The sequence below is a fragment of the Anaerorudis cellulosivorans genome, from assembly GCF_025943985.1.
Taxonomy (GTDB): Bacteria; Bacteroidota; Bacteroidia; order Bacteroidales; family Dysgonomonadaceae; genus Anaerorudis; species Anaerorudis cellulosivorans.
Genome location: NZ_JAPCWE010000006.1, coordinates 118,320 through 138,628, shown reverse-complemented (window position 1 = coordinate 138,628; position 20,309 = coordinate 118,320). Strand labels below are relative to the sequence as shown.

17 protein-coding genes are annotated in these 20,309 nt (G+C 40.6%); 14 read left to right on the top strand and 3 right to left on the bottom strand.

Going from position 1 to position 20,309, the window contains the following annotated elements; genetic code table 11:
* The first annotated feature begins 1 nt into the window (after position 1).
* From OLM34_RS05065 to OLM34_RS05050, 4 genes are read left to right on the top strand one after another with little or no spacing between them, the layout of a single operon-like run.
* The gene (locus OLM34_RS05065) at positions 2-2,455 is read left to right on the top strand and encodes a glycoside hydrolase family 95 protein (RefSeq protein WP_264405670.1); all 2,454 of its coding nucleotides are present in this window, start codon (positions 2-4) and stop codon (positions 2,453-2,455) included.
* Positions 2,456-2,468: 13 nt separating this feature from the next.
* Positions 2,469-3,677: a glycoside hydrolase family 88/105 protein gene (locus OLM34_RS05060; RefSeq protein WP_413777192.1), complete on the top strand. Its 1,209-nt coding sequence runs from the start codon at positions 2,469-2,471 to the stop codon at positions 3,675-3,677.
* An 8-nt stretch (positions 3,678-3,685) separates the two neighbouring features.
* Positions 3,686-5,143 carry a glycoside hydrolase family 140 protein gene (locus OLM34_RS05055; protein WP_264405668.1) on the top strand — a complete coding sequence of 486 codons (1,458 nt, stop codon included), beginning with the start codon at positions 3,686-3,688 and terminating at the stop codon, positions 5,141-5,143.
* A 24-nt stretch (positions 5,144-5,167) separates the two neighbouring features.
* Positions 5,168-8,977, top strand: coding sequence for a family 78 glycoside hydrolase catalytic domain (locus OLM34_RS05050; RefSeq protein WP_264405667.1), 3,810 nt, complete (start codon positions 5,168-5,170; stop codon positions 8,975-8,977).
* Positions 8,978-9,015: 38 nt separating this feature from the next.
* Here OLM34_RS05050 and gpmA read toward each other — a convergent pair whose 3' ends face one another.
* Positions 9,016-9,762 (bottom strand): 2,3-diphosphoglycerate-dependent phosphoglycerate mutase, encoded by a 747-nt coding sequence (gpmA, locus tag OLM34_RS05045; protein ID WP_264405665.1) that lies wholly within the window; start codon positions 9,760-9,762, stop codon positions 9,016-9,018.
* 154 nt (positions 9,763-9,916) lie between these two features.
* On the opposite strand from gpmA, the gene OLM34_RS05040 reads away from it, so the two are divergent.
* The 4 genes from OLM34_RS05040 (at position 9,917) to OLM34_RS05025 (ending at position 14,508) form a co-directional block, all read left to right on the top strand.
* Positions 9,917-11,191: a DUF2851 family protein gene (locus OLM34_RS05040; RefSeq protein ID WP_264405664.1), complete on the top strand. Its 1,275-nt coding sequence runs from the start codon at positions 9,917-9,919 to the stop codon at positions 11,189-11,191.
* A gap of 98 nt (positions 11,192-11,289) precedes the next feature.
* Entirely contained in the window at positions 11,290-13,209 is a 1,920-nt protein-coding gene (locus tag OLM34_RS05035) for an Ig-like domain-containing domain (protein ID WP_264405663.1), read from the top strand.
* Positions 13,210-13,255: 46 nt separating this feature from the next.
* Positions 13,256-14,065, top strand: a complete 810-nt coding sequence (locus OLM34_RS05030; protein WP_264405662.1) for a DUF3108 domain-containing protein — start codon at positions 13,256-13,258, stop codon at positions 14,063-14,065.
* Positions 14,066-14,082: 17 nt separating this feature from the next.
* A complete protein-coding gene (locus OLM34_RS05025) occupies positions 14,083-14,508 on the top strand; it encodes a putative quinol monooxygenase (RefSeq protein WP_264405661.1) in 426 nt (141 codons plus the stop codon).
* On the opposite strand, the gene OLM34_RS05020 is transcribed toward OLM34_RS05025, so the two are convergent.
* Positions 14,505-15,095 carry a uracil-DNA glycosylase family protein gene (locus OLM34_RS05020; RefSeq protein WP_264405660.1) on the bottom strand — a complete coding sequence of 197 codons (591 nt, stop codon included), beginning with the start codon at positions 15,093-15,095 and terminating at the stop codon, positions 14,505-14,507. The two genes, OLM34_RS05025 and OLM34_RS05020, sit on opposite strands and share 4 nt — an antisense overlap.
* Before the next feature lie 126 nt (positions 15,096-15,221).
* Between OLM34_RS05020 and OLM34_RS05015 the strand changes: the two genes are divergently transcribed.
* The 6 genes from OLM34_RS05015 to OLM34_RS04990 all read left to right on the top strand — a co-directional run bounded on the left by OLM34_RS05015 (position 15,222) and on the right by OLM34_RS04990 (position 18,598).
* The gene (locus OLM34_RS05015; RefSeq protein ID WP_264405658.1) at positions 15,222-15,872 is read left to right on the top strand and encodes a redox-sensing transcriptional repressor Rex; all 651 of its coding nucleotides are present in this window, start codon (positions 15,222-15,224) and stop codon (positions 15,870-15,872) included.
* Between the two features lie 11 nt (positions 15,873-15,883).
* Positions 15,884-16,498, top strand: coding sequence for a fumarylacetoacetate hydrolase family protein (locus OLM34_RS05010; protein WP_264405657.1), 615 nt, complete (start codon positions 15,884-15,886; stop codon positions 16,496-16,498).
* A 99-nt stretch (positions 16,499-16,597) separates the two neighbouring features.
* Positions 16,598-17,077: a 2-C-methyl-D-erythritol 2,4-cyclodiphosphate synthase gene (gene ispF / locus OLM34_RS05005; protein WP_264405656.1), complete on the top strand. Its 480-nt coding sequence runs from the start codon at positions 16,598-16,600 to the stop codon at positions 17,075-17,077.
* Positions 17,078-17,091: 14 nt separating this feature from the next.
* On the top strand, positions 17,092-17,730 hold the full coding sequence (locus OLM34_RS05000; RefSeq protein WP_264405655.1) for an O-methyltransferase: 639 nt from the start codon (positions 17,092-17,094) through the stop codon (positions 17,728-17,730).
* Between the two features lie 24 nt (positions 17,731-17,754).
* Positions 17,755-18,306 (top strand): cob(I)yrinic acid a,c-diamide adenosyltransferase, encoded by a 552-nt coding sequence (locus OLM34_RS04995; RefSeq protein WP_264405654.1) that lies wholly within the window; start codon positions 17,755-17,757, stop codon positions 18,304-18,306.
* Positions 18,307-18,376: 70 nt separating this feature from the next.
* Positions 18,377-18,598 (top strand): DUF2795 domain-containing protein, encoded by a 222-nt coding sequence (locus OLM34_RS04990; protein ID WP_264405652.1) that lies wholly within the window; start codon positions 18,377-18,379, stop codon positions 18,596-18,598.
* Positions 18,599-18,696: 98 nt separating this feature from the next.
* Here OLM34_RS04990 and OLM34_RS04985 read toward each other — a convergent pair whose 3' ends face one another.
* Positions 18,697-20,232, bottom strand: coding sequence for an MFS transporter (locus OLM34_RS04985; RefSeq protein ID WP_264405651.1), 1,536 nt, complete (start codon positions 20,230-20,232; stop codon positions 18,697-18,699).
* Positions 20,233-20,309: the final 77 nt, after the last annotated feature.

Here is a 20,309-nt window from a genome sequence, read left to right as displayed (position 1 = left end):
AATGAAACGTTTTTTTTCTATACAATTTTCCTTTCTCATCCTGCTTGGGTGCATATCGCCCGAAATGTATGGACAATCGTATAAATTGTGGTACGATAAACCTGCATCCACATGGACTGAAGCTCTGCCATTAGGCAACGGCCGATTAGGTGCAATGGTTTTTGGCAATCCTGTTATCGAACAAATTCAATTGAACGAGGAAACCTTGTGGGCAGGGCAACCAAATAACAATCCCAATCCAGAAGCATCGAAATATCTGCCCAAAATAAGGGAGCTGGTATTTGCAGGTAAATATGTCGAAGCTCAAGACCTTGCAACAGAAAAAGTGATGTCGAAAACCAATTCGGGTATGCCGTTTCAACCCTTCGGCGACCTGCGCCTATCTTTTCCCGGACACGGGGCTTACACCAATTATTATCGAGAACTGGATTTGGATTCGGCAAAGGTCTCTATCCGCTATAAAGTCAACGATACCAATTACACAAGAGAAATTTTTTCATCGTTTACCGACCAGGTGATCATCATTCGGCTAACGGCTGATAAAAACCGCTCTATTACCTTCAATGCCCAGTTAACCTCCCCTCACCCCGATGTGAAGATCGCAACAGGAAACGATTATATTTCTTTGTCGGGCGTTTCATCTTCACACGAAGGACTCAAGGGGAAGGTCAATTTTCATGGCAGGGTTTCCGCTAAAATTATAAATGGCAATGTTTTTTATAAAGATGGTGTCCTGTCTGTAAAAGATGCCGATGAAACTATCCTTTATGTCTCTATTGCCACTAATGTCTTAAATTACAAAGACATCAGCGGTGATGAAGTGGAACGTGCGGCCGATACACTCGCAAAAGCCAAAGCACTAAATTACAATGCAGCTAAAAAAGATCATATCGCCTTTTATCGAAAATATTTCGAACGTGTCGCCTTCTTTCTGGGTAATGATCAGTATCCGGATGTACCGACCGATATCCGTGTCCTTCGCTTTAAAGAAACCAATGATGCCCATTTGGTGGCCACTTACTTTCAATTTGGCAGATATTTACTCATCTCGTGTTCACAACCCGGAGGAGAACCTGCTACACTTCAAGGGATATGGAACGATAAACTTCTTCCGCCATGGGATAGCAAATATACCTGCAATATCAACCTCGAAATGAATTATTGGCCATCCGAAGTTACCTGTTTGCAAGAATTAAACGAACCATTGTTCCGACTGATTAAGGAAGTTTCTGAAAGCGGAAAAGAAACGGCAAAAATCATGTATGGATCGGATGGATGGGTTCTTCATCACAATACCGATATTTGGCGCATAACCGGACCGGTCGATAAAGCGGCATCAGGCATGTGGCCATCGGGAGGTGCATGGTTATGCCGACATCTTTGGGAACATTACCTTTATACAGGGAACTTAGATTTCTTACATCAAATTTATCCCATCATTAAAGATGCTGCCTTATTTTTCGATCAAACCATGGTTTACGAACCTGAGCACAACTGGTTAGTGGTTTGCCCTTCAAATTCGCCCGAAAATGTGCATGCCGGTAGTAATCGAAAAGCAACGATTGCTGCAGGATGCACAATGGATAACCAGCTGATCTTTGATTTATGGAACGCGGTGATCATTTCTTCCGATATCCTGAAAACGGATGAAGCTTATGCCGAACATCTGAAAAAAAGGTTGACGAAAATGGCTCCCATGCAGATTGGACGCTGGGGACAATTGCAGGAATGGATGCACGATTGGGATGACCCTAACGATCATCATCGTCATGTATCGCATTTATACGGCTTATTCCCAAGTAACCAGATATCGCCCTATCGTACGCCGGAACTGTTCTCGGCAGCCAAAACCTCATTGATTGCTCGGGGCGACGAATCCACCGGTTGGTCAATGGGCTGGAAAGTTTGTCTGTGGGCCCGACTGCTTGATGGCAATCATGCGTATAAATTGATAACCGATCAATTACGTTTGGTCAGAGACAATAATGGTAGTGGCGGAACTTATCCCAATCTTTTCGATGCACATCCACCTTTCCAGATCGATGGCAACTTCGGTTGTACAGCCGGCATTGCCGAAATGCTGATGCAAAGCTACGACGGATTTATTTATCTTCTCCCCGCCCTACCGTCTCTCTGGAAAGAGGGTCACATCAGCGGATTACGCGCACGGGGCGGATTTTTATTGGATATCGAGTGGGAAAAAGGAAAAGTAAGTAAAGTGAAAATTATTTCCGAAAAGGGAGGAAATTGCCGTTTGCGTTCGCTTACTGAATTGAAGGGGAATGGATTGAAAAAAGCCAAAGGAAACAATCCGAATAAATTATACGAAGTACCTGTTGTTCCCGAACCGCTGATCCATACCAAAGATCCCATTCCTTCTCCTGAAATAAAGAAAACCTATGTATACGATTTAAACACCAAACCCGGAGAAGAATACCTTCTCTATAAAAAATAGAAAGGAAAAAGTTATGAAAATTCATCCAATATTGAAAATATGCATTTTATGCTTACTGTCGCCACTATTCATGGCATGCAAAGGGAAAAAACAAACGAACGTGACGTGGTCTGTAAAAATGGCCGATTCCCAAATGAAACACTATCCTGAATTATGGATGACGGAAAATGCGAAAACTCCCCGATGGGGCTATACGTTCGGACTGATTGGAAAATCGATGATCGAATTGTGGAAACATACGGGTGACGAAAAATACAACCATTATGCCAAAGCTTATGCCGATACGTTGATTGACGACAAAGGGCAGATCAAGACTTATTCCATGAAGGCATACAATCTGGATAATATCAATGCCGGAAAAATCCTATTCGACCTTTATGAACAGACACACGATCATCGCTACAAAATTGCCATGGATACACTCCGCGAACAGTTGAGAAGACAACCACGCACATCGGAAGGAGGGTTTTGGCATAAATTGATCTATCCTCACCAAATGTGGCTCGATGGCATTTACATGGCCTCACCTTTTATGGCACAATATGGTATAACTTTTAATGAGCCTGAACTTTTGACCGATGCCGTAAACCAAATCAAAATCATTGCACGACACACCTACGATGAAGAAACCGGCCTCTTCTATCACGGCTGGGACGAATCCAAACGACAGTTATGGGCAAATGAGAAAACCGGAACATCACCCAATTTTTGGTCGCGTAGCATCGGATGGTATGCCGCCGGTGTTGTTGACGTGCTCGATTTTCTTCCCCCTGACATGGAAGGCCGAGACAGTCTTCTTACCATTGTCAACACCCTTGCGAAAGGCATTGCCAACTATCGAGACCCTCAATCGAAAGTTTGGTATCAGGTAACGGATCAGGGAAACCGCGAAGGCAATTACTTGGAATCTTCAGGCTCTGCGTTTTTTGTGTATTTTCTTTTCAAATCGTTAAACAACAACTACATCGATCAACGTTATCGGCAAGTTGCCTTGGATGGCTTCGACGGTATCATTGAAAATTTCATAAAAGAAGAGGAAAACGGCACATACACCATCACAAATTGCTGCGCAGTAGCCGGTTTAGGTGGCGAAAAGGTTTATCGTGACGGAAGTTTCGAATATTATATTAGTGAACCGGTGATAGAAAATGATCCAAAATCGGTCGGTGCCTTTATCTTGGCCGCTATCGAATACGAAAAATTTGAAAAAACGAATAAATAATTCCTGCAATGAAAAAATCAGCATTTTTAAGGATGATACTCCCTTTATTGTTTATTATCCCACAAATTTCAGCACAAGAAGACGAAAATAAACCCTATATCCCTTGGAATAACGGAAAACTGGTGGTTGACGAAGGGAAGCGGTACTTGAGACACGAAAACGGTACACCCTTCTTCTGGCTGGGTGAAACCGGCTGGTATCTTCCTGTTCGATTAAACAGGGATGAAGCGGAACATTACCTCGAACAATGCAGGAAAAAAGGGTTTAACGTGGTTCAAGTTATGGTCATGAACACGATCCCGGCCATCAACACCTATGGAAAATGGGCACTGACCGACGGTTTCAATTTCAACGAAATTGACAAAAAAGGAGATTACGGCTATTGGGATCACATGGATTATATTCTTAAAACGGCCGAACGAAAAGGCATATATATCGGCATGGTATGTGTTTGGGGAAGTCCTGTGAAACAAGGGAAAATGACCGTAGAAGATGCAAAAAAATATGGAGAGTTTTTAGGAAACAGATATAAAGAACAACCCAATATTGTTTGGATTATGGGAGGAGATATCCCGGGAGACATAAAACCCGAGATTTGGAATACCCTGGCTACAACCATCAAGTCTATCGACAACAACCATCTCATGACTTTTCATCCCCGCGGAAGAACCATGTCCTCCACATGGTTTAACAAGGCTCCCTGGCTGGATTTCAACATGTTTCAGTCGGGGCACAGAAGATATGGTCAGCGCATGAACGATATAAACTATCCTATCGAAGATTATACCGAAGAAGACAATTGGCGGTATGTAGAGAAAAGCCTTGCTATGGAACCGACAAAACCGGTCATCGATGGCGAACCCTCTTACGAAAACATCCCGCAAGGGCTCCATGATCCTAATGAAGTGTTATGGAAAGACCACGATGTCCGCCGTTATGCTTACTGGTCGGTTTTTGCCGGCGCTTTCGGACACACTTATGGAAATAATTCTATCATGCAAATGAAAAAAGACGGGATCGGTGGAGCTTATGGCGCAAAAAAACCATGGTACAAGGCACTGAACGATCCAGGCATGAATCAAATGAGATATCTGAAAAATCTGATCTTGACATTCCCATTTTTTGAAAGAATTCCCGACCCGTCTGTCATAGCAGGTGACAATGGTGTGCGCTATGAACACCTGATAGCCACACGAGGGAATGACTATCTGCTGGTTTATAACTACATGGGGAGACCAATGGATATCGATCTTACCAAAATATCGGGACAAAAAAAGAACGTCTGGTGGTACAGTCCCGTAAATGGCTCGTTAAAATATTTGGGAGAATTCGAAAACAAAATCACGCACTTCATAGATGAAACCGGCTACCGATGCGGAAACGATAAAGTATTGATAGCCATTGACACAACAAAAGATTATATTAAACCGGAGTGGGTTAATTTACCCGATGCCCAAGAAGAATAGAACAAATAAAACAGGAAAATTTCAATGTCAAAACAATCAAAAATAAGAATCCCGATTTTGGCACTTCTTTTCTTTGTGCCAATACTGCTTCATGCCACCATAACCATCGGCGATTTGCGATGCGAAATGCTGGAAAATCCGCTTGGGATCGATAGCAGCAAACCCAGATTCAGCTGGCGGATATTCGCTTCTCAGGAAAGAAACGTACAGCAACTCTCATATCACATCCTGGTGGCTTCTACAAAAGAACAACTTGAAAAGAACCTGGGAGATATATGGGATTCGGGCAGAATGGATTCCGATCAGTCACAATGGATCGAATATGCCGGAAAACCACTGAAAAGCAATACCTATTACTACTGGAAAGTAAAAGTTACGACAAACAAAGGCGAAACAAGCTGGAGCGACCCTGCACTATGGAGCATGGGGTTGCTTTCGGAAAACGAATGGAAGGGGCAATGGATCGGTATGGACAAAGCCTATCCATGGGATTCCGAAACACAATTTTCTCGTTTGTCTGCTCGTTACCTGCGAAAAGAATTTACCATTGAGAAACAAGTCAAACAGGCAATGGTGCATATCGCAGGATTGGGTTTGTATGAGCTTTACATCAACGGTAAAAAAATAAGCAATAACGTATTATCCCCGGCGCCGACAGACTACAGAAAAACCATTTTGTATAACAGTTTCGACATAACCTCCCATATTCAAAACAAAAAAAATGCCATAGGGGTTACATTGGGCAACGGCCGTTTCTATGCTATGCGTCAAGCCTATAAGCCTTATAAAATAAATACTTTCGGTTATCCGAAAATGCGGCTGACATTAATTATCGATTACCGGGACGGTACAAAAGCGGTCATCGGAAGCGATACTTCATGGAAATTTACAGCCGACGGACCTATCAGAAGCAATAACGAATACGACGGAGAAGAGTACGATGCTCGAAAAGAACTTCCGGGATGGAATGAAATCGTTTATGATGACAGCGCATGGGAAAATGCACAACGAGTATCTATTCCCACAGGGACACTCCGCGCTCAGATGATGCCCCCGATAAGAGTTGTGGAGAAAATAACCCCGATATCGCTGACCAAACTTTCTGCCGACAAATACATCCTTGACATGGGACAAAACATGGTGGGTTGGATACGGATGAAAGTAAAAGGGGAAAAAGGAGATTCGGTAAAACTTCGTTTTGCCGAAACGTTGCTGCCCAACGGTGAACTCGACACCCGAAATCTGCGCGACGCCATAGCAACCGATATTTATATTTTGAAAGGAAAGGGGGAAGAAGAATGGGCTCCCCGCTTCGTATATCATGGCTTTCGCTATGTGGAAGTTACGGGTTACCCGGGTAAAATATCGAAAGAAAACTTTATCGGTGAGGTTGTGAATGATAATATGAAAACGATCGGTTCCTTTGAATGTTCCCAACCGATGATTAACCAAATTTTGAAAAATGCATATTGGGGTATTCGCGGTAATTATAAAGGAATGCCTATAGATTGTCCGCAAAGGAATGAACGTCAGCCCTGGTTAGGAGACCGAACGATGGGTTCATCTGGTGAAAGTTTTATCTTTGAAAATGTTCATCTTTACAGCAAGTGGATGAACGACATCCGTGAGGCTCAACGTGAAGACGGCTGTATCCCCGACGTGGCTCCCCCATTTTGGAATTACTATACCGATAATGTCACATGGCCTGCCGCATTTGTATTTGCCGGAGACATGATATACACTCAGTTCGGCGACCTCCTCCCGGTAAAAAGAAATTACCGTGCCATGATAAAATGGCTCAAACACATCAAAGAAGAATACATGACTGAAGATCACATTATCACATGCGATAAATACGGAGACTGGTGCGTTCCTCCCGAATCGCCCGAACTCATCCATTCACGCGATCCCAAACGACAAACCGACGGTAAGCTTCTCGCTACGGCGTACTATTATAAAATACTCGGTCTTATGGAAAAATTCGCGCTACTGCAAGAGAAAAACAAAGATGCGCAGTATTTTGCATCATTGGCGGAAAAAATCAAATCAAGTTTCAACCAAAAATTTTTCAATCAGGATAGTCTATTTTACGGGAACAATTCGGTAACATCAAACCTCCTTCCTTTAGCCTTCGGTATGGTTCCGGAAAATTATGTGTCCACCATTGAAAAACAAATCGTCGACAAAATCATTAAAGATCACAATGGTCATATCTGCACCGGTGTGATTGGCTCACAGTGGATCTTAAGGGAATTGTCCAAAATGGGACGGGCAGATCTGGCCTTTCTGCTGGCATCGACCGATACCTATCCCGGATGGGGATATATGGCAAAAAAAGGAGCAACCACTATCTGGGAATTATGGAACGGTGATACGGCAAATCCCGAAATGAATTCGCATAATCATGTGATGCTTCTTGGCGATTTCATCCCTTTCTGCTACCAATATCTTGCAGGCATCAAATCGGACACCGAACAGGTGGGATTTAAAAAAATCATTATGAACCCCAATTTCGATATTCAAGAATTGAGTTATGTAAAAGCTTCATATAAGGCCCCTTATGGAGATGTAACAAGCCAATGGAAAAAGAATTTCAGCCATTTGGAATGGCACATTTCCGTACCTCCGAACAGTCGGGCCGTTGTGCACTTTCCTAACAACAGCTCACGAATAAATGAAGGAGGTAAACCCATCGAGCAGGTCGAAGGGATCAGACAACCGGATGTAAAAAATCCAAACATGTGGGAAATCGGATCGGGAGAGTATACATTCTCGGTCGATCTCAACGTGGGAAAAGGGGAATGGAAAGAAGGGATCGTGGAAGAGGAATTTCTGTATGAAAAGGCCCCGTTCCCTGAATGCCATGCCGCAACCATTGCGGAGACGCCAAAAGGATTGGTTGCCGCTTTTTTCGGAGGCACGAAAGAACGTAACCCCGATTGTGTAATTTGGATATGCAGAAAAACCGATAAGGGATGGACAGCTCCGCAAGAAGTAGCCAATGGCGTTATCAACGATACCTTAAGAAAAGCCTGCTGGAACCCGGTACTTTACCAGATTCCCGACGGCGAACTGTTGCTCTTTTACAAGGTTGGAAATTCCGTCAGCGACTGGACTGGTCATCTTATCCGCTCGTATGATAATGGCTTGACATGGACGAAGCCCGAAAATCTGCCGAATGGCTTTATCGGTCCTTCCAAAAACAAACCGGTCATGATCGGTAAGAAACTGATTTGCCCATCGAGTCTGGAGGGAAGCCCCGGATGGAGGGTTCATTTCGAAATCACGGAAGATAACGGCAGGTCTTGGCGAAGAATCGGTCCCATAAACGATGTTAAAAACATTCAAGCCATTCAACCTACGATATTGTCCTATAAAAACGGTTCATTGCAGATACTTTGCCGAACTAAAAATCGCGCCTTGAGCGAATCATGGTCGATGGACAAGGGCGAAACTTGGAGCGAAATGACACTTGCCGCCATGCCAAGCAACAATTCAGGAATAGATGCCGTTACCTTAACGGATGGAAAACAATTGCTGGTTTATAACCACGTTAAACCTCCTGAAGGAATGGCCAAGGGTGCACGTACACCTTTGAATGTCTCGCTCTCGAAAGACGGGAAAACTTGGTATGCTTCGTTAATTCTGGAAGATTCTCCTATAAGCCAATATTCCTATCCTTCTGTTATCCAAGGTAAGAACGGTTTTGTTCATGTGGTGTATACCTGGAGAAGGCAACGGATTAAATACATGAAAATAGATCCCAAAAAATTAACCGTAGCAGAGATAAAAAACGAAATGTGGCCTGCAACAAAAAATCATGTCGGTCCATAAAAAGATCGACATGAGAAAATAAAATATTTACGATAGCTTTATTTTGCTTTCCCTTGATTGGCTACTGCTTCCATCAGCTTTTTGATGACTTCGGGGTCGCCCAAGAAATAATCTTTTACTACGTTCAGGTCATCGTCAAATTCAAAAACATAGGGTATTCCTGTCGGCAAATTCAATTGCGGAATATCTTCATCAGAAATATTTTTCAGGTGTTTAACGATGCCGCGCAAACTATTCCCGTGAGCGGCCACAATGATCTCATTGTGCTCTCGAAGGCTAGGCAAAATAACATCATTCCAATAAGGAAGAATACGATTTACCGTATCTTTCAACGCTTCAGTAAGGGGTAAATCTTTTTCGTCAACTCCTTTGTATCTACGATCCATGAAAGGAGAACGCGGATCATCTTTAGCTAACGGTGGAGGTGGTACATCATAGCTCCTGCGCCAGATATGCACTTGTTCTTCTCCATATTTCGCAGCCATTTCCGCTTTATTCAACCCTTGAAGTACTCCATAATGTTTCTCGTTCAAACGCCATGTTTTATCTACCGGTATCCAATCCAAATCCATTTCATCCAAAACGATATTCAATGTTTTAATGGCTCTTTTCAAATACGAAGTATACGCTTTTTCGAAAAAATAACCTTCATCTCTTAGCAGTCTCCCTGCATCATGAGCTTCCTGAATCCCTTTCTCCGAAAGATCGACATCAGTCCAGCCCGTAAAACGGTTTTCTTTGTTCCACACACTTTCGCCATGACGAAGTAAAACAACTTTCTTCATACTTTAAAATTTTATATTGAGATTGTTTTTCTATTTCCCCGACAAAACTATGAAAAAAACCCGAAATAGCCTTATACTTATCAGGTAAAATATCCTTGTATTTTTGAAATACCATAAAATAATTTTAAATTTGAGCACATAAAAGCCGGCATCGATGATAGATAAAGAAGAATTATTACATTATATCTGGAAATACAGACTGTATCCACACGAAAATTTGCGCACCACAGAAGGTGTACTTGTAGAGGTGATTGATCCTGGAATCTCCAACAGCGATGCCGGTCCGGATTTTTTTAATGCAAAGATCAAAATCGGCAACAAATTGTGGGCAGGAAATGTTGAAATTCACCGCGCCTCAAACGAATGGACAAAACACAGGCATCACACCGACAAAGCTTACAATTCTGTTATCCTTCATGTAGTAGAAAACGTTAACGAAGAAATTTATAACGAAAAGGGACAAAAAATTTCGCAGCTCCGCATTTCAGTTTCGCAAAAAATAAGAGATAATGCCGATTTTTTGCTTTTCAGCAATGTAAATGTTCCGTGCCATCACTCGTTACACGAAATTTCGAATAAACAGATGCGCTCGTGGCTAGATGCATTGACCGTGGAGCGACTGGAACGAAAAACAAACGACATCTTCCGACATTTGGAACGATTTAATAACTCGTGGGATGAAACGTTTTATGTACTATTGACTCGAAATTTCGGTTTCGGACTGAATTCCGACGAATTTGAACGACTGGCGCTAAGTCTTCCCTATAATTATATTCTCAAACATGCCGACAACTTATTTCAGGTGGAAGCATTGTTTTTTGGCCAGGCTGGTATGCTGAAAGAAGAAACCATTACCGACGACTATTATATTTTGCTACGAAAAGAATATGATTTTTTGAGAAAAAAGTTTTCGCTGAAAAGTCTCGACAATGTATTATTCAAATCATTGCGTACCCGACCTCGGGGATTCCCACAACTACGCATTGCGGAGTTGGCTGCGGTAGTACAACACGCCGGCAGAGTATTTTCAGCCATTCTCGAGACAGACGATTACGAGCAAATGCGCATACTCTTTCGCGTAAATGCTTCGGAATATTGGCAAACGCACTATACTTTCGGAAAAGAATCGCAAAAAATTCCAAAACACCTTGGTAATAATTCTTTGGATATTATTCTCATCAACACGGTTGTACCATTGCTTTTTGCTTATGGAAAAAGGAACAATATCGAAAAATATTGTGATCGTGCGATCCAAATTTTGGAATCGGTGAAACCGGAGAAAAACAAAATTATACAAGATTTTGAATCGGCAGGGATAATCCCTGAAAATGCTTTTGATACCCAGGCACTTATCCAATTACGCAAGGAATATTGCGATCAACGGAAATGCCTGTTTTGTCGAATCGGACATGCCATTCTATCTCAATAAAAATGTTTTTTACTATTTTTCAGATTCCTGGTTCTTAAAACTCTCATAAACATTGTATTTTTGTGGCTATTAATGATTATTTTCAGAAACCGATAAAAATGCAACATAAGCTTTTATTATTCCTCTGCGCTTCCTTTTTGATGACTTTAATGCTCATCATTCTGCATTCTTGTGCAAACATTGCTTCACCGAGTGGGGGTGAATATGATATTGTGCCTCCAGTAATAAAAAAAGCCTCTCCGGCTTTCAACAGCTTGAATGTAACAACCAAAACCATTGTGATTGAATTTGATGAAAACATCAAAATCGAAAAACCGATGGAAAAAGTGATCATTACTCCCCCTCAAAAAAGTTTTCCCGTCATCAAATCCATCGGCAAAAAAGCCATTGTGGAATTGGAAGACGAATTGCATCCCAATACTACCTATACAATCGATTTTACCGATGCGATTGTCGATAATAACGAAGGGAATCCATTGGAAAATTTTTCGCTCTCTTTTTCCACCGGAGACAGACTCGATACGCTGGCTGTTTCGGGGAAAGTGCTCTCAGCAAACGATCTGGAACCTGTAAAAGGAATCTATGTCGGCATTCACTCCAACCTTCATGATAGCGCCTTTACAAAAATACCCTTCGAACGCATTTCCAGAACAGACTCAAAAGGTGATTTTACAATAAAAGGAATGGCACCGGGAAAATATAAAATCTATGCTCTGAACGATCTTAATCGCGATTATAAATACGATAATCCACAGGAAGCAATTGCTTTTTCAGATTCTCTCATCATTCCAACAACTAAACCTGACATACGCCAAGACACTATTTTCAACAAAGTTGACAGCACAAAAATCGATACAATAAAAACCATTCATTATACCCGATTTTTGCCGGATAATATTTTACTCCGCTCATTCTTAAGTGATTTTCAACGTCAATATTTACAAAAACATGAACGCCCGGAACCTTATAAACTGATGCTGTATTTTGCGGCACCAACCACATTCCCGTCTTTTAGGCTGCTTAATCCACCGATAGAAAACAATAACTGGTTTGTCAAGGAATCTACTCGGCATAACGATACAATTACGCTATGGATAACTGACTCACTAATCTATAAAACCGATTCTATCCACATGGAGATCAACTATGTACGGACTGACTCTACCAATCGCAATTCTATCTATACAGATACACTTCGCTTCACTTACAAGCAACCTAAAGTTAAAAAAACATCTTCATCAAAGGAAAAGGAAGAGGAATCCTTACGTTTTTTGGGGCTACAGCACAATATTCAGAGCAATCACGAAATTTACCAACCTATACGACTCGAATTCGAGCAACCCGTCATTGCATTCGATTCCACTCATGTTAAACTGTTCATCGAAAAAGACTCCACTTTTACTCTGGTCAATTACCGATTAATAAAAGACTCCCTCAACATCAGGAAATATGAGCTTCGTCCTCGATGGGAACCGGGCGGGAAATACCGATTTGTAGTAGATTCCGCAGCTTTCAAGAGTTATTACGATTTATGGAACAACAAAATAGAACAGACCTTTACAGTGAAATCGCTCGAACAATACGGCAATTTGTTGATCGAAATGGTTGGATTGCCGGAAAACAAAACCGTGCATGTCGAACTTTTGGATAAATCCGATAAACCTGTCAGGAAAATAATGGTCAAAAACAATGAAGCCAAATTTCAGGATCTACATCCCGGCACTTATTATGCCCGACTATATATTGATGAAAACAAAGACGGAGTATGGACAACCGGAAATTATGAGCAAAAACGCCAACCGGAAGAAGTTTATTACTATCCCCGGCAATATGAAATCAGAGCTTTTACTGACCATGAAGAATCGTGGGACGTGAACGAAGTGCCTGTAACCCGACAAAAACCGTTGGAAATAACGAAAAATAAACCGGAAGTTAAGAAAAGAAGGAATCCGAATGAAGAGCAACGCACAAATACTTCATCGAGCAGAAGCACAAATCCTTTTCTTCAAAATCCTTGAGGAGGGAGATAAAATCTGTTTTAAAAACAATCAATAAGACAAAATAATGAATCGAAAATTAATATTCATTTTACCTGTTTTGATGTCCGTCCTTTTTGTACAATATATATTCGCACAATGTGAAATAGACAATACTGCTTTTCAAAGCGGAGAAAAAATTATCTATGATTTATACTACAAACTGGGCGTCATCAACGCAAAAGCCGGCACCGGCACTCTAAACACAACAACAACTAACCTAAATGGCAAAAGCGTTTACAAAACACAGTTAAGAGCAAATACTTCAGGTTTTGCCGATAACATGTATTCCATTCACGATACGCTTACCGGGTACATGGACATGAAGTTGGTACCTCTTCTTTTTACGAAAGAAACTCATGAAGGTGGCGACTACCGTATCGAACGACAATCCTATTCATACGAAAATGGGAAGATAGCTATTCGGGTTATACGGTATAAAAAAGGCAAACAAGCGTTTGATGAAACCGTGACAACCGAAAATTGTACCTACGATTATGTGTCGGTTCTGAACTATGCCCGAAATCTCGATTATTCCGACATGAAGCCGGGTGAAAATACACATATCCAATTTATTTCGGGTAGAAAAATTGTAAACATGTATATCCGCTATCAGGGTATAACATCGGTCAAAGCAAATGACGGAAAAACGTATGATGCTATCCAATTGTCGCTAATGATTCTTGACAAAGCTTTTGCCGATCAGGAAGAAGCAATGAAGGTTTCTTTGACAAACGATCTTAACCGAATGCCGCTCATTATCGAAATAAACTTAAAAATCGGCGCTATGCGTGTTGTCCTTAACGATTATTCCGGTATTAGATATCCAATTAATTAACTTTATATTCAGGTTTTATGAAACAACAGATTTTTAAAATTGCTTTAGTTGCCCTTGCTATTGCATTAATTAACGTCTCTCCTTCGCTTGCACAAGTCACGCTGAATGACGAAAAAGGTGTGGTCCTTTTTGTGGAGTTCGAATTGGATCAAAAAAATATGGAAACAGCACTCGCTTTACTGAAAGAAATGCAGATTAGAACGCTGGAAAATGAGGAAGGTTGCATTGCCTATGATATTTTATTAAGCGATGAACAACCCAACAAAATTTTTCTGTATGAAAACTATGAAAATACACAAGCTCAAAAAAAGCACAATAACTCTCCTTATTATAAGGAAATTGTTTCTAACAAATTACCCCGATATATCAAAGGAAGCAAAATAATAAAATTATACCCTGTTGTAAATGAAGAGCTAGAAGGATTCATTGATGAAGAGCCTTAGCACAAGCCTATTTCGGCGAAAAAATGTTTGTAGATTTCAGTTTTCTCCGATAAAGGCTTTGGATAAGCCCTTGAAGAGGAAGGCATACGGTAGAACCGATAAATCTTTCCATCGAGTTCAATTTTTTCGTAACACCCAATAGAAGGTTTTTCAATTTTAACCGGCAAAAGCGACCATAACGTGTTAGTCGCTTTCTCACCGGTTGTTACCAACGTTCGACACAAAGGAATCCTTGCCAACACTGCATAAAGATCAATCGGCTGAACAATCTCCAAAAAATTATCAGAAGCATTGTCTCTCAACCGAACAATCTCAAAAGCTACATCATAAAGAGCAATTCCCTTTTCATTAAGAAAAACAGTGATACGTTGCTTATCGAATGATGTTTTATCATTTGTGAGAAAATGATCTTTATCGTCGGAAAATGCCAACCCGAATATTCGCCACATATCGTTTTGAAAGTTTGGGTAATAAAAATCCATTTTCCATTTTGCCTTTGGTGGAGGAAAACTCCCCAGCATCAATGCCTTTGCTTTTTCCGGCAAAAATGGTTCAAACGGATGAATTTCTTTCTGAAAACCAATCATAAAACTTATTATTCATCGCAAAGATAAGCAATTTAAAAAGAACATCCTATTCATCGCAAATTGTGCTCGTTTTTTACCTAAAATCCACAAAAAAACATATCTTTGCACAAGTTTAACAATCATCTTATGGTTGATCCTACTCCATTTCACCGAAATATTCCGGAACCTGCACTACGCAGACTCCCATGGTATCTTGCGTATGTAAAGCTCTTAAAAAAACAGGGGGAATCGTACGTATCTTCAACACAAATAGCAAAAAAAATCAATGTGTCTCCTACCCAAATAGCTAAAGACCTTTCCTATGTGAATATATCCGGCAAAACACGTGTAGGATATGAGATTGACCAACTTATCAATGTTTTGGAAGAATTTCTCGGATTCAGATACGTTCATAAAGCCGTTTTATTTGGAGTAGGGAGCCTAGGTGCAGCCTTACTGGCCGATTCGGGATTGGAACAATATGGATTGAAAATCTTAGCCGGTTTCGATGTTAAAGATGCAGTCGTAAACACTATGATCAATCATATCCCGGTTTATCATGCCAATGAATTTGTGGAGAGAAATACAAAAACCATAAAGGCAGAAATCGGCGTATTGACAGTACCGGCAGATATTGCACAACAAACAGCCGATTTTTTAATAGAAGGAGGCATTCGCGGAATATGGAATTTTACTCCATTTCGCATTCGTGTACCTGAGGGCATTGTGTTGCAAAACACATCGATATATGCTCATTTGGCAGTTATGTTCAATCGTTTAAAACAGTTGCCGGAATAAAATTAAATAACATGAAGATTTTTGCTATCGGACTCAATTACGCCTCTCATAATGAGGAAATGAAATCCATTTTCGAAAGTGACGAACCGGTTATCTTCATGAAACCCGATACAGCTTTATTAAAAGACGGGAAGCCATTTTTTCTTCCCGATTTTTCAAACGAGATTCATTATGAAACCGAAATCGTAATAAAAATCAACCGACTAGGGAAAAATATTGCAGAACAATTTGCATATCGATATTATGAAGAACTTACAGTAGGCATCGATTTCACAGCACGCGATCTTCAGCGACGCCAAAAACAATTGGGCTTGCCTTGGGAAATATCTAAAAGTTTCGATGGCTCTGCTCCTGTCGGCAATTTTGTCCCAAAGGAGAAATTTCCCGATATGCAAAACATCAATTTCCACCTCAATATCAACGGAAAGACGGTTCAACAAGGGAATACCGACGGCATGATCTTTTCTGTGGACAAAATTATTTCATATATCAGCAAGTTCTTTACATTAAAGATAGGCGATCTCATCTTTACGGGTACGCCTGCCGGAATAGGACCTGTTGCCATAAATGATCACCTCGAGGGGTATATCGGGAACGAAAAATTACTCAATTTCAGGATTAAATAAACCATTACTTACAATCAATTTACAACGAAACAAATAAATTGATTTTGCATCATTTACTGAAACACCGGTAAAATCAAAAAACTTATTACGTTAAATACAATGGATCTACGAATCGGTTTTGGATACGACATGCACCGTCTGCAAAAAGGCAGAGAACTGTGGCTAGGGGGAATAAAAATTGAACACGAAAGGGGATTAGCGGGACATTCCGATGCCGATGTCCTCATCCATGCCATTTGCGATGCTCTACTTGGAGCAGCCAACCAGCGCGATATCGGATTTCACTTTCCTGACTCATCCGGGGAATATGAAGATATCGACAGCAAAATCCTGTTGAAAGAAACCTATCGTCTTATTCAAGAAAAAGGTTATCAGCTCGGTAATATTGATGTAACAGTATGTGCCGAACAACCTAAACTGAATCCATATATCCCACAAATGCAACAAACTCTCGCTGCAATTCTTGAAACCGATGTAGATAATATCTCCATTAAAGCCACAACATCTGAAAAAATGGGATTCGTAGGAAGAGAAGAAGGCATAGCAGCATATGCAGTGACTTTAATCCGTAAAAAGTAAGAAAATTTATCACAATGCTCGCTTTTTTAAAACGAAAACGAACGGCAAAAGGCTTCGGAGTGCACTCTCCTTTTGCTTTTTCCTTCATTACCAAAGTTATCAATGAAAAACTGCCCTACAATGCCTATTTCGATATCCACAATCACCTTACGAAAAACAACATCGGACCAAAAGAGATTTCTGAAATTCATTATCTCTCGTTTCGATTGGTAAACTTTTTTCATCCTAAGAATATTTTAGAAATAGGTTCCGGAAAAGGAATTAATACACTTTTTCTCATTGCTCCTTCCAATAAAATCACTTGCGTCAGCATTGAGACCGATTTCGACAAAATTGCGGTGGCACAAAAATTGCAATATCATAAAAAAAATCAAACCGAGATAAAAAATGCAATACCGAACTGTACTTTTGACGCTATTTTCTGCAATTTGGATTACAAAGTGCAGAAAAGTGTCGATCTGGTGAAATTGCTTATTGAACACAGCCATAATCAGACATTTTGGCTGATAATGAACATCGATAAAAACAAAGCGACAAAGGCAATTTGGAGAAAAATCAAAATTGATGAGAGAACAAGACTCTCTTTTGACAAGAAACATTTTGGTATCGTTATATTAAATTCCGAATATCAGAAATTAAACTATTTGATCTGATCATAATCTTATCATTCGAGAATAATGGGGAAGAGTATGTTGTACACAAAAACCGGAGATGACGGAAAAACGTCGCTTGTAGGCGGCAACCGCGTCCCAAAAACACACATCCGGATTGAATCATATGGAACGATTGACGAGCTCAACAGTTTCATCGGATGGTTAATGTGTGAAATAGAAGAAAAGGAAACTAAGGATTTCCTGTCGTTAATCCAACACAAGCTTTTTAATGTAAGCTCTTATCTGGCAACGGACATAGAAAATCCACCCGTCGAAAGGAAATGTGGAATTACCGCCGATGATATTTCCACCATAGAGAAAGAGATTGATCAATTGGACGCCTTGCTACCCAAACTCCGACGATTTGTTCTTCCGGGAGGAAACGAGGCAGCCGCAAGAGCACATATCTGTCGAACGGTATGCCGTCGTGCCGAAAGAGAAATCTACCGACTGAAAGAGAAATATACCGTAGATCAATATATTCTGAGTTTTATAAATCGTCTCTCCGACTATTTTTTTGTCCTTGCCCGAACAGAAAATCATAAATCGGGTAAAGAAATGTATTGGGAACAATAATCTATGGGTAATTTTATTATATTTGCGCCTATTATAAAAAACGACTGTTTATTAAAAAAATTAATAGCATATGTACTGGACATTAGAATTAGCTTCAAAACTGGAAGATGCTCCATGGCCTGCCACTAAAGATGAGTTAATTGATTATGCCCAACGCTCTGGTGCTCCGTTGGAAGTTATCGAAAATTTGCAGGAAATTGAAGAAGATACAGAAATCTTCGAGTCTATCGAAGACATATGGCCGGATTATCCGAGCAAAGAAGATTTCTTTTTCAACGAAGACGAATACTAATCGTGCCGGAGAGTGAAGCTAATCCTCAATAGAATACCATCGAGCAATATAGATAGCAAACAAAAACCTGCCCTCCTATAAGTGCAGGTTTTTTTGCATTAATAACTCTTGGCCTTCCCTTTTTTTAAGCGGAAAACATCGTCTTTATCCTGCACAAAAAATACGGACAATGCGCCCAAAATAAGTGAACATCCTGCGAGAACCATCGTAAAAATTACTTTTCCGCCAAAAATATCACGGGTAACGAATCCCAAAATGCTTGCTGCAAGAATCTGTGGAATAACGATAAAAAAATTGAAAATTCCCATATACGTCCCCATTTTATCTGCAGGAAGAGAACCTGTAAGAATAGCATATGGCATGGAAAGAATGCTCCCCCATGCAAATCCGATACCGATCATCGGAATAAGCAAAACCAAAGGATCATGAATAAAGAAAAATGAAATAAAGGAAATTCCGCCAATGGTAAGGGCAAAAGCATGGGTGGCTTTCCTCCCGATTTGTTTCGCAAGCAACGGCAGCAAAAAAGCGAATACAGCCGAAACTCCGTTATATACACCGAACAAAACACCTACCCAATTGGCTCCCTGATTGTAAAGCTCCGAAGCTGAATCCGTGGCCCCATAAACATGTTGAGTTATAGCAGGAGTCGTATAGATCCACATCGCATAAAAAGCCAACCACGAAAAAAATTGAACGATGGCCAGTTGCGCCATGGTCTTCGGCATGTGTAGCAAGTCGTTCATAATAACAGTCATTCCTTGAGGTTTGTCATTATTCTTTGCAATCAAACCCGAAATGAGCAAAATAAGGCCGAAAATTAGCAACAATCCGGAAATAATGTAAAGTTGAACATCAAGATGGAAAGCAGTAATCAGCAACGTAATGATTAAACCAATAGCACTCCAAGATATCCCGTTTTTTATGAATTGCGAAGAAGTTACAGGCAGTTTATGTTCGATTTTTATCCCGGTAGCTATTTCTTTATGCTTTTCAAAAGCAACCAATTCTTCAGGGGAATATTCCTTCGTAGTGAAAACAGTGTAAAGAACAGCACTCAACAAAAAGAATCCACCGATGTAAAACGAAAGCTTAACGGATTTCGGAATAACACCCTCGGGCGCTATATTGGAAACGCCGAACCAGTTGGTAAGTACATAAGGCAAAATTGAGGCAATCACTGCTCCCGTACCGATAAAAAAACTCTGCATGGCAAAACCCATTGTGCGTTGCTCCGTTGGCAGATTATCACCCACAAAGGCACGAAAAGGTTCCATGGAAATATTGATGGAGGCATCCATAATCCACAACATACCGGCTGCTACCCAAAGAACGGGCGAATTAGGCATAATGAACAATGCCAGTGTGGTAAAAATGGCTCCAACAGTGAAATAGGGACGACGCCGACCGAACCGGTTCCACGTTTTATCGCTATAATGCCCAATGATAGGTTGAACGATCAAGCCGGTAATAGGAGCGGCAATCCATAAAATAGGGATATCTTCTACTTTTGCACCCAAAGTTTCGAAAATACGACTAACATTAGCATTCTGCAAAGCAAAACCAAATTGAATTCCCAAGAATCCGAAACTCATATTCCAAATTTCCCAAAAGGACAAACGTCTTTTTTCCATGTATATCCAGATATGTTATTGAACAAATTTACAATGCTTCTTATCTTATTGACATACAATGCAAAATTTAACTCGGG

Bases quoted from the DNA above. Each gene is read 5' to 3' on its own strand.
- OLM34_RS05065 (WP_264405670.1), top strand. From the start codon at position 2: ATGAAACGTTTTTTTTCTATACAATTTTCCTTTCTCATCCTGCTTGGG.
- OLM34_RS05060 (WP_413777192.1), top strand. From the start codon at position 2,469: ATGAAAATTCATCCAATATTGAAAATATGCATTTTATGCTTACTGTCG.
- OLM34_RS05055 (WP_264405668.1), top strand. From the start codon at position 3,686: ATGAAAAAATCAGCATTTTTAAGGATGATACTCCCTTTATTGTTTATT.
- OLM34_RS05050 (WP_264405667.1), top strand. From the start codon at position 5,168: ATGTCAAAACAATCAAAAATAAGAATCCCGATTTTGGCACTTCTTTTC.
- gpmA (WP_264405665.1), bottom strand. From the start codon at position 9,762: ATGAAGAAAGTTGTTTTACTTCGTCATGGCGAAAGTGTGTGGAACAAA.
- OLM34_RS05040 (WP_264405664.1), top strand. From the start codon at position 9,917: ATGATAGATAAAGAAGAATTATTACATTATATCTGGAAATACAGACTG.
- OLM34_RS05035 (WP_264405663.1), top strand. From the start codon at position 11,290: ATGCAACATAAGCTTTTATTATTCCTCTGCGCTTCCTTTTTGATGACT.
- OLM34_RS05030 (WP_264405662.1), top strand. From the start codon at position 13,256: ATGAATCGAAAATTAATATTCATTTTACCTGTTTTGATGTCCGTCCTT.
- OLM34_RS05025 (WP_264405661.1), top strand. From the start codon at position 14,083: ATGAAACAACAGATTTTTAAAATTGCTTTAGTTGCCCTTGCTATTGCA.
- OLM34_RS05020 (WP_264405660.1), bottom strand. From the start codon at position 15,095: ATGATTGGTTTTCAGAAAGAAATTCATCCGTTTGAACCATTTTTGCCG.
- OLM34_RS05015 (WP_264405658.1), top strand. From the start codon at position 15,222: ATGGTTGATCCTACTCCATTTCACCGAAATATTCCGGAACCTGCACTA.
- OLM34_RS05010 (WP_264405657.1), top strand. From the start codon at position 15,884: ATGAAGATTTTTGCTATCGGACTCAATTACGCCTCTCATAATGAGGAA.
- ispF (WP_264405656.1), top strand. From the start codon at position 16,598: ATGGATCTACGAATCGGTTTTGGATACGACATGCACCGTCTGCAAAAA.
- OLM34_RS05000 (WP_264405655.1), top strand. From the start codon at position 17,092: ATGCTCGCTTTTTTAAAACGAAAACGAACGGCAAAAGGCTTCGGAGTG.
- OLM34_RS04995 (WP_264405654.1), top strand. From the start codon at position 17,755: ATGGGGAAGAGTATGTTGTACACAAAAACCGGAGATGACGGAAAAACG.
- OLM34_RS04990 (WP_264405652.1), top strand. From the start codon at position 18,377: ATGTACTGGACATTAGAATTAGCTTCAAAACTGGAAGATGCTCCATGG.
- OLM34_RS04985 (WP_264405651.1), bottom strand. From the start codon at position 20,232: ATGGAAAAAAGACGTTTGTCCTTTTGGGAAATTTGGAATATGAGTTTC.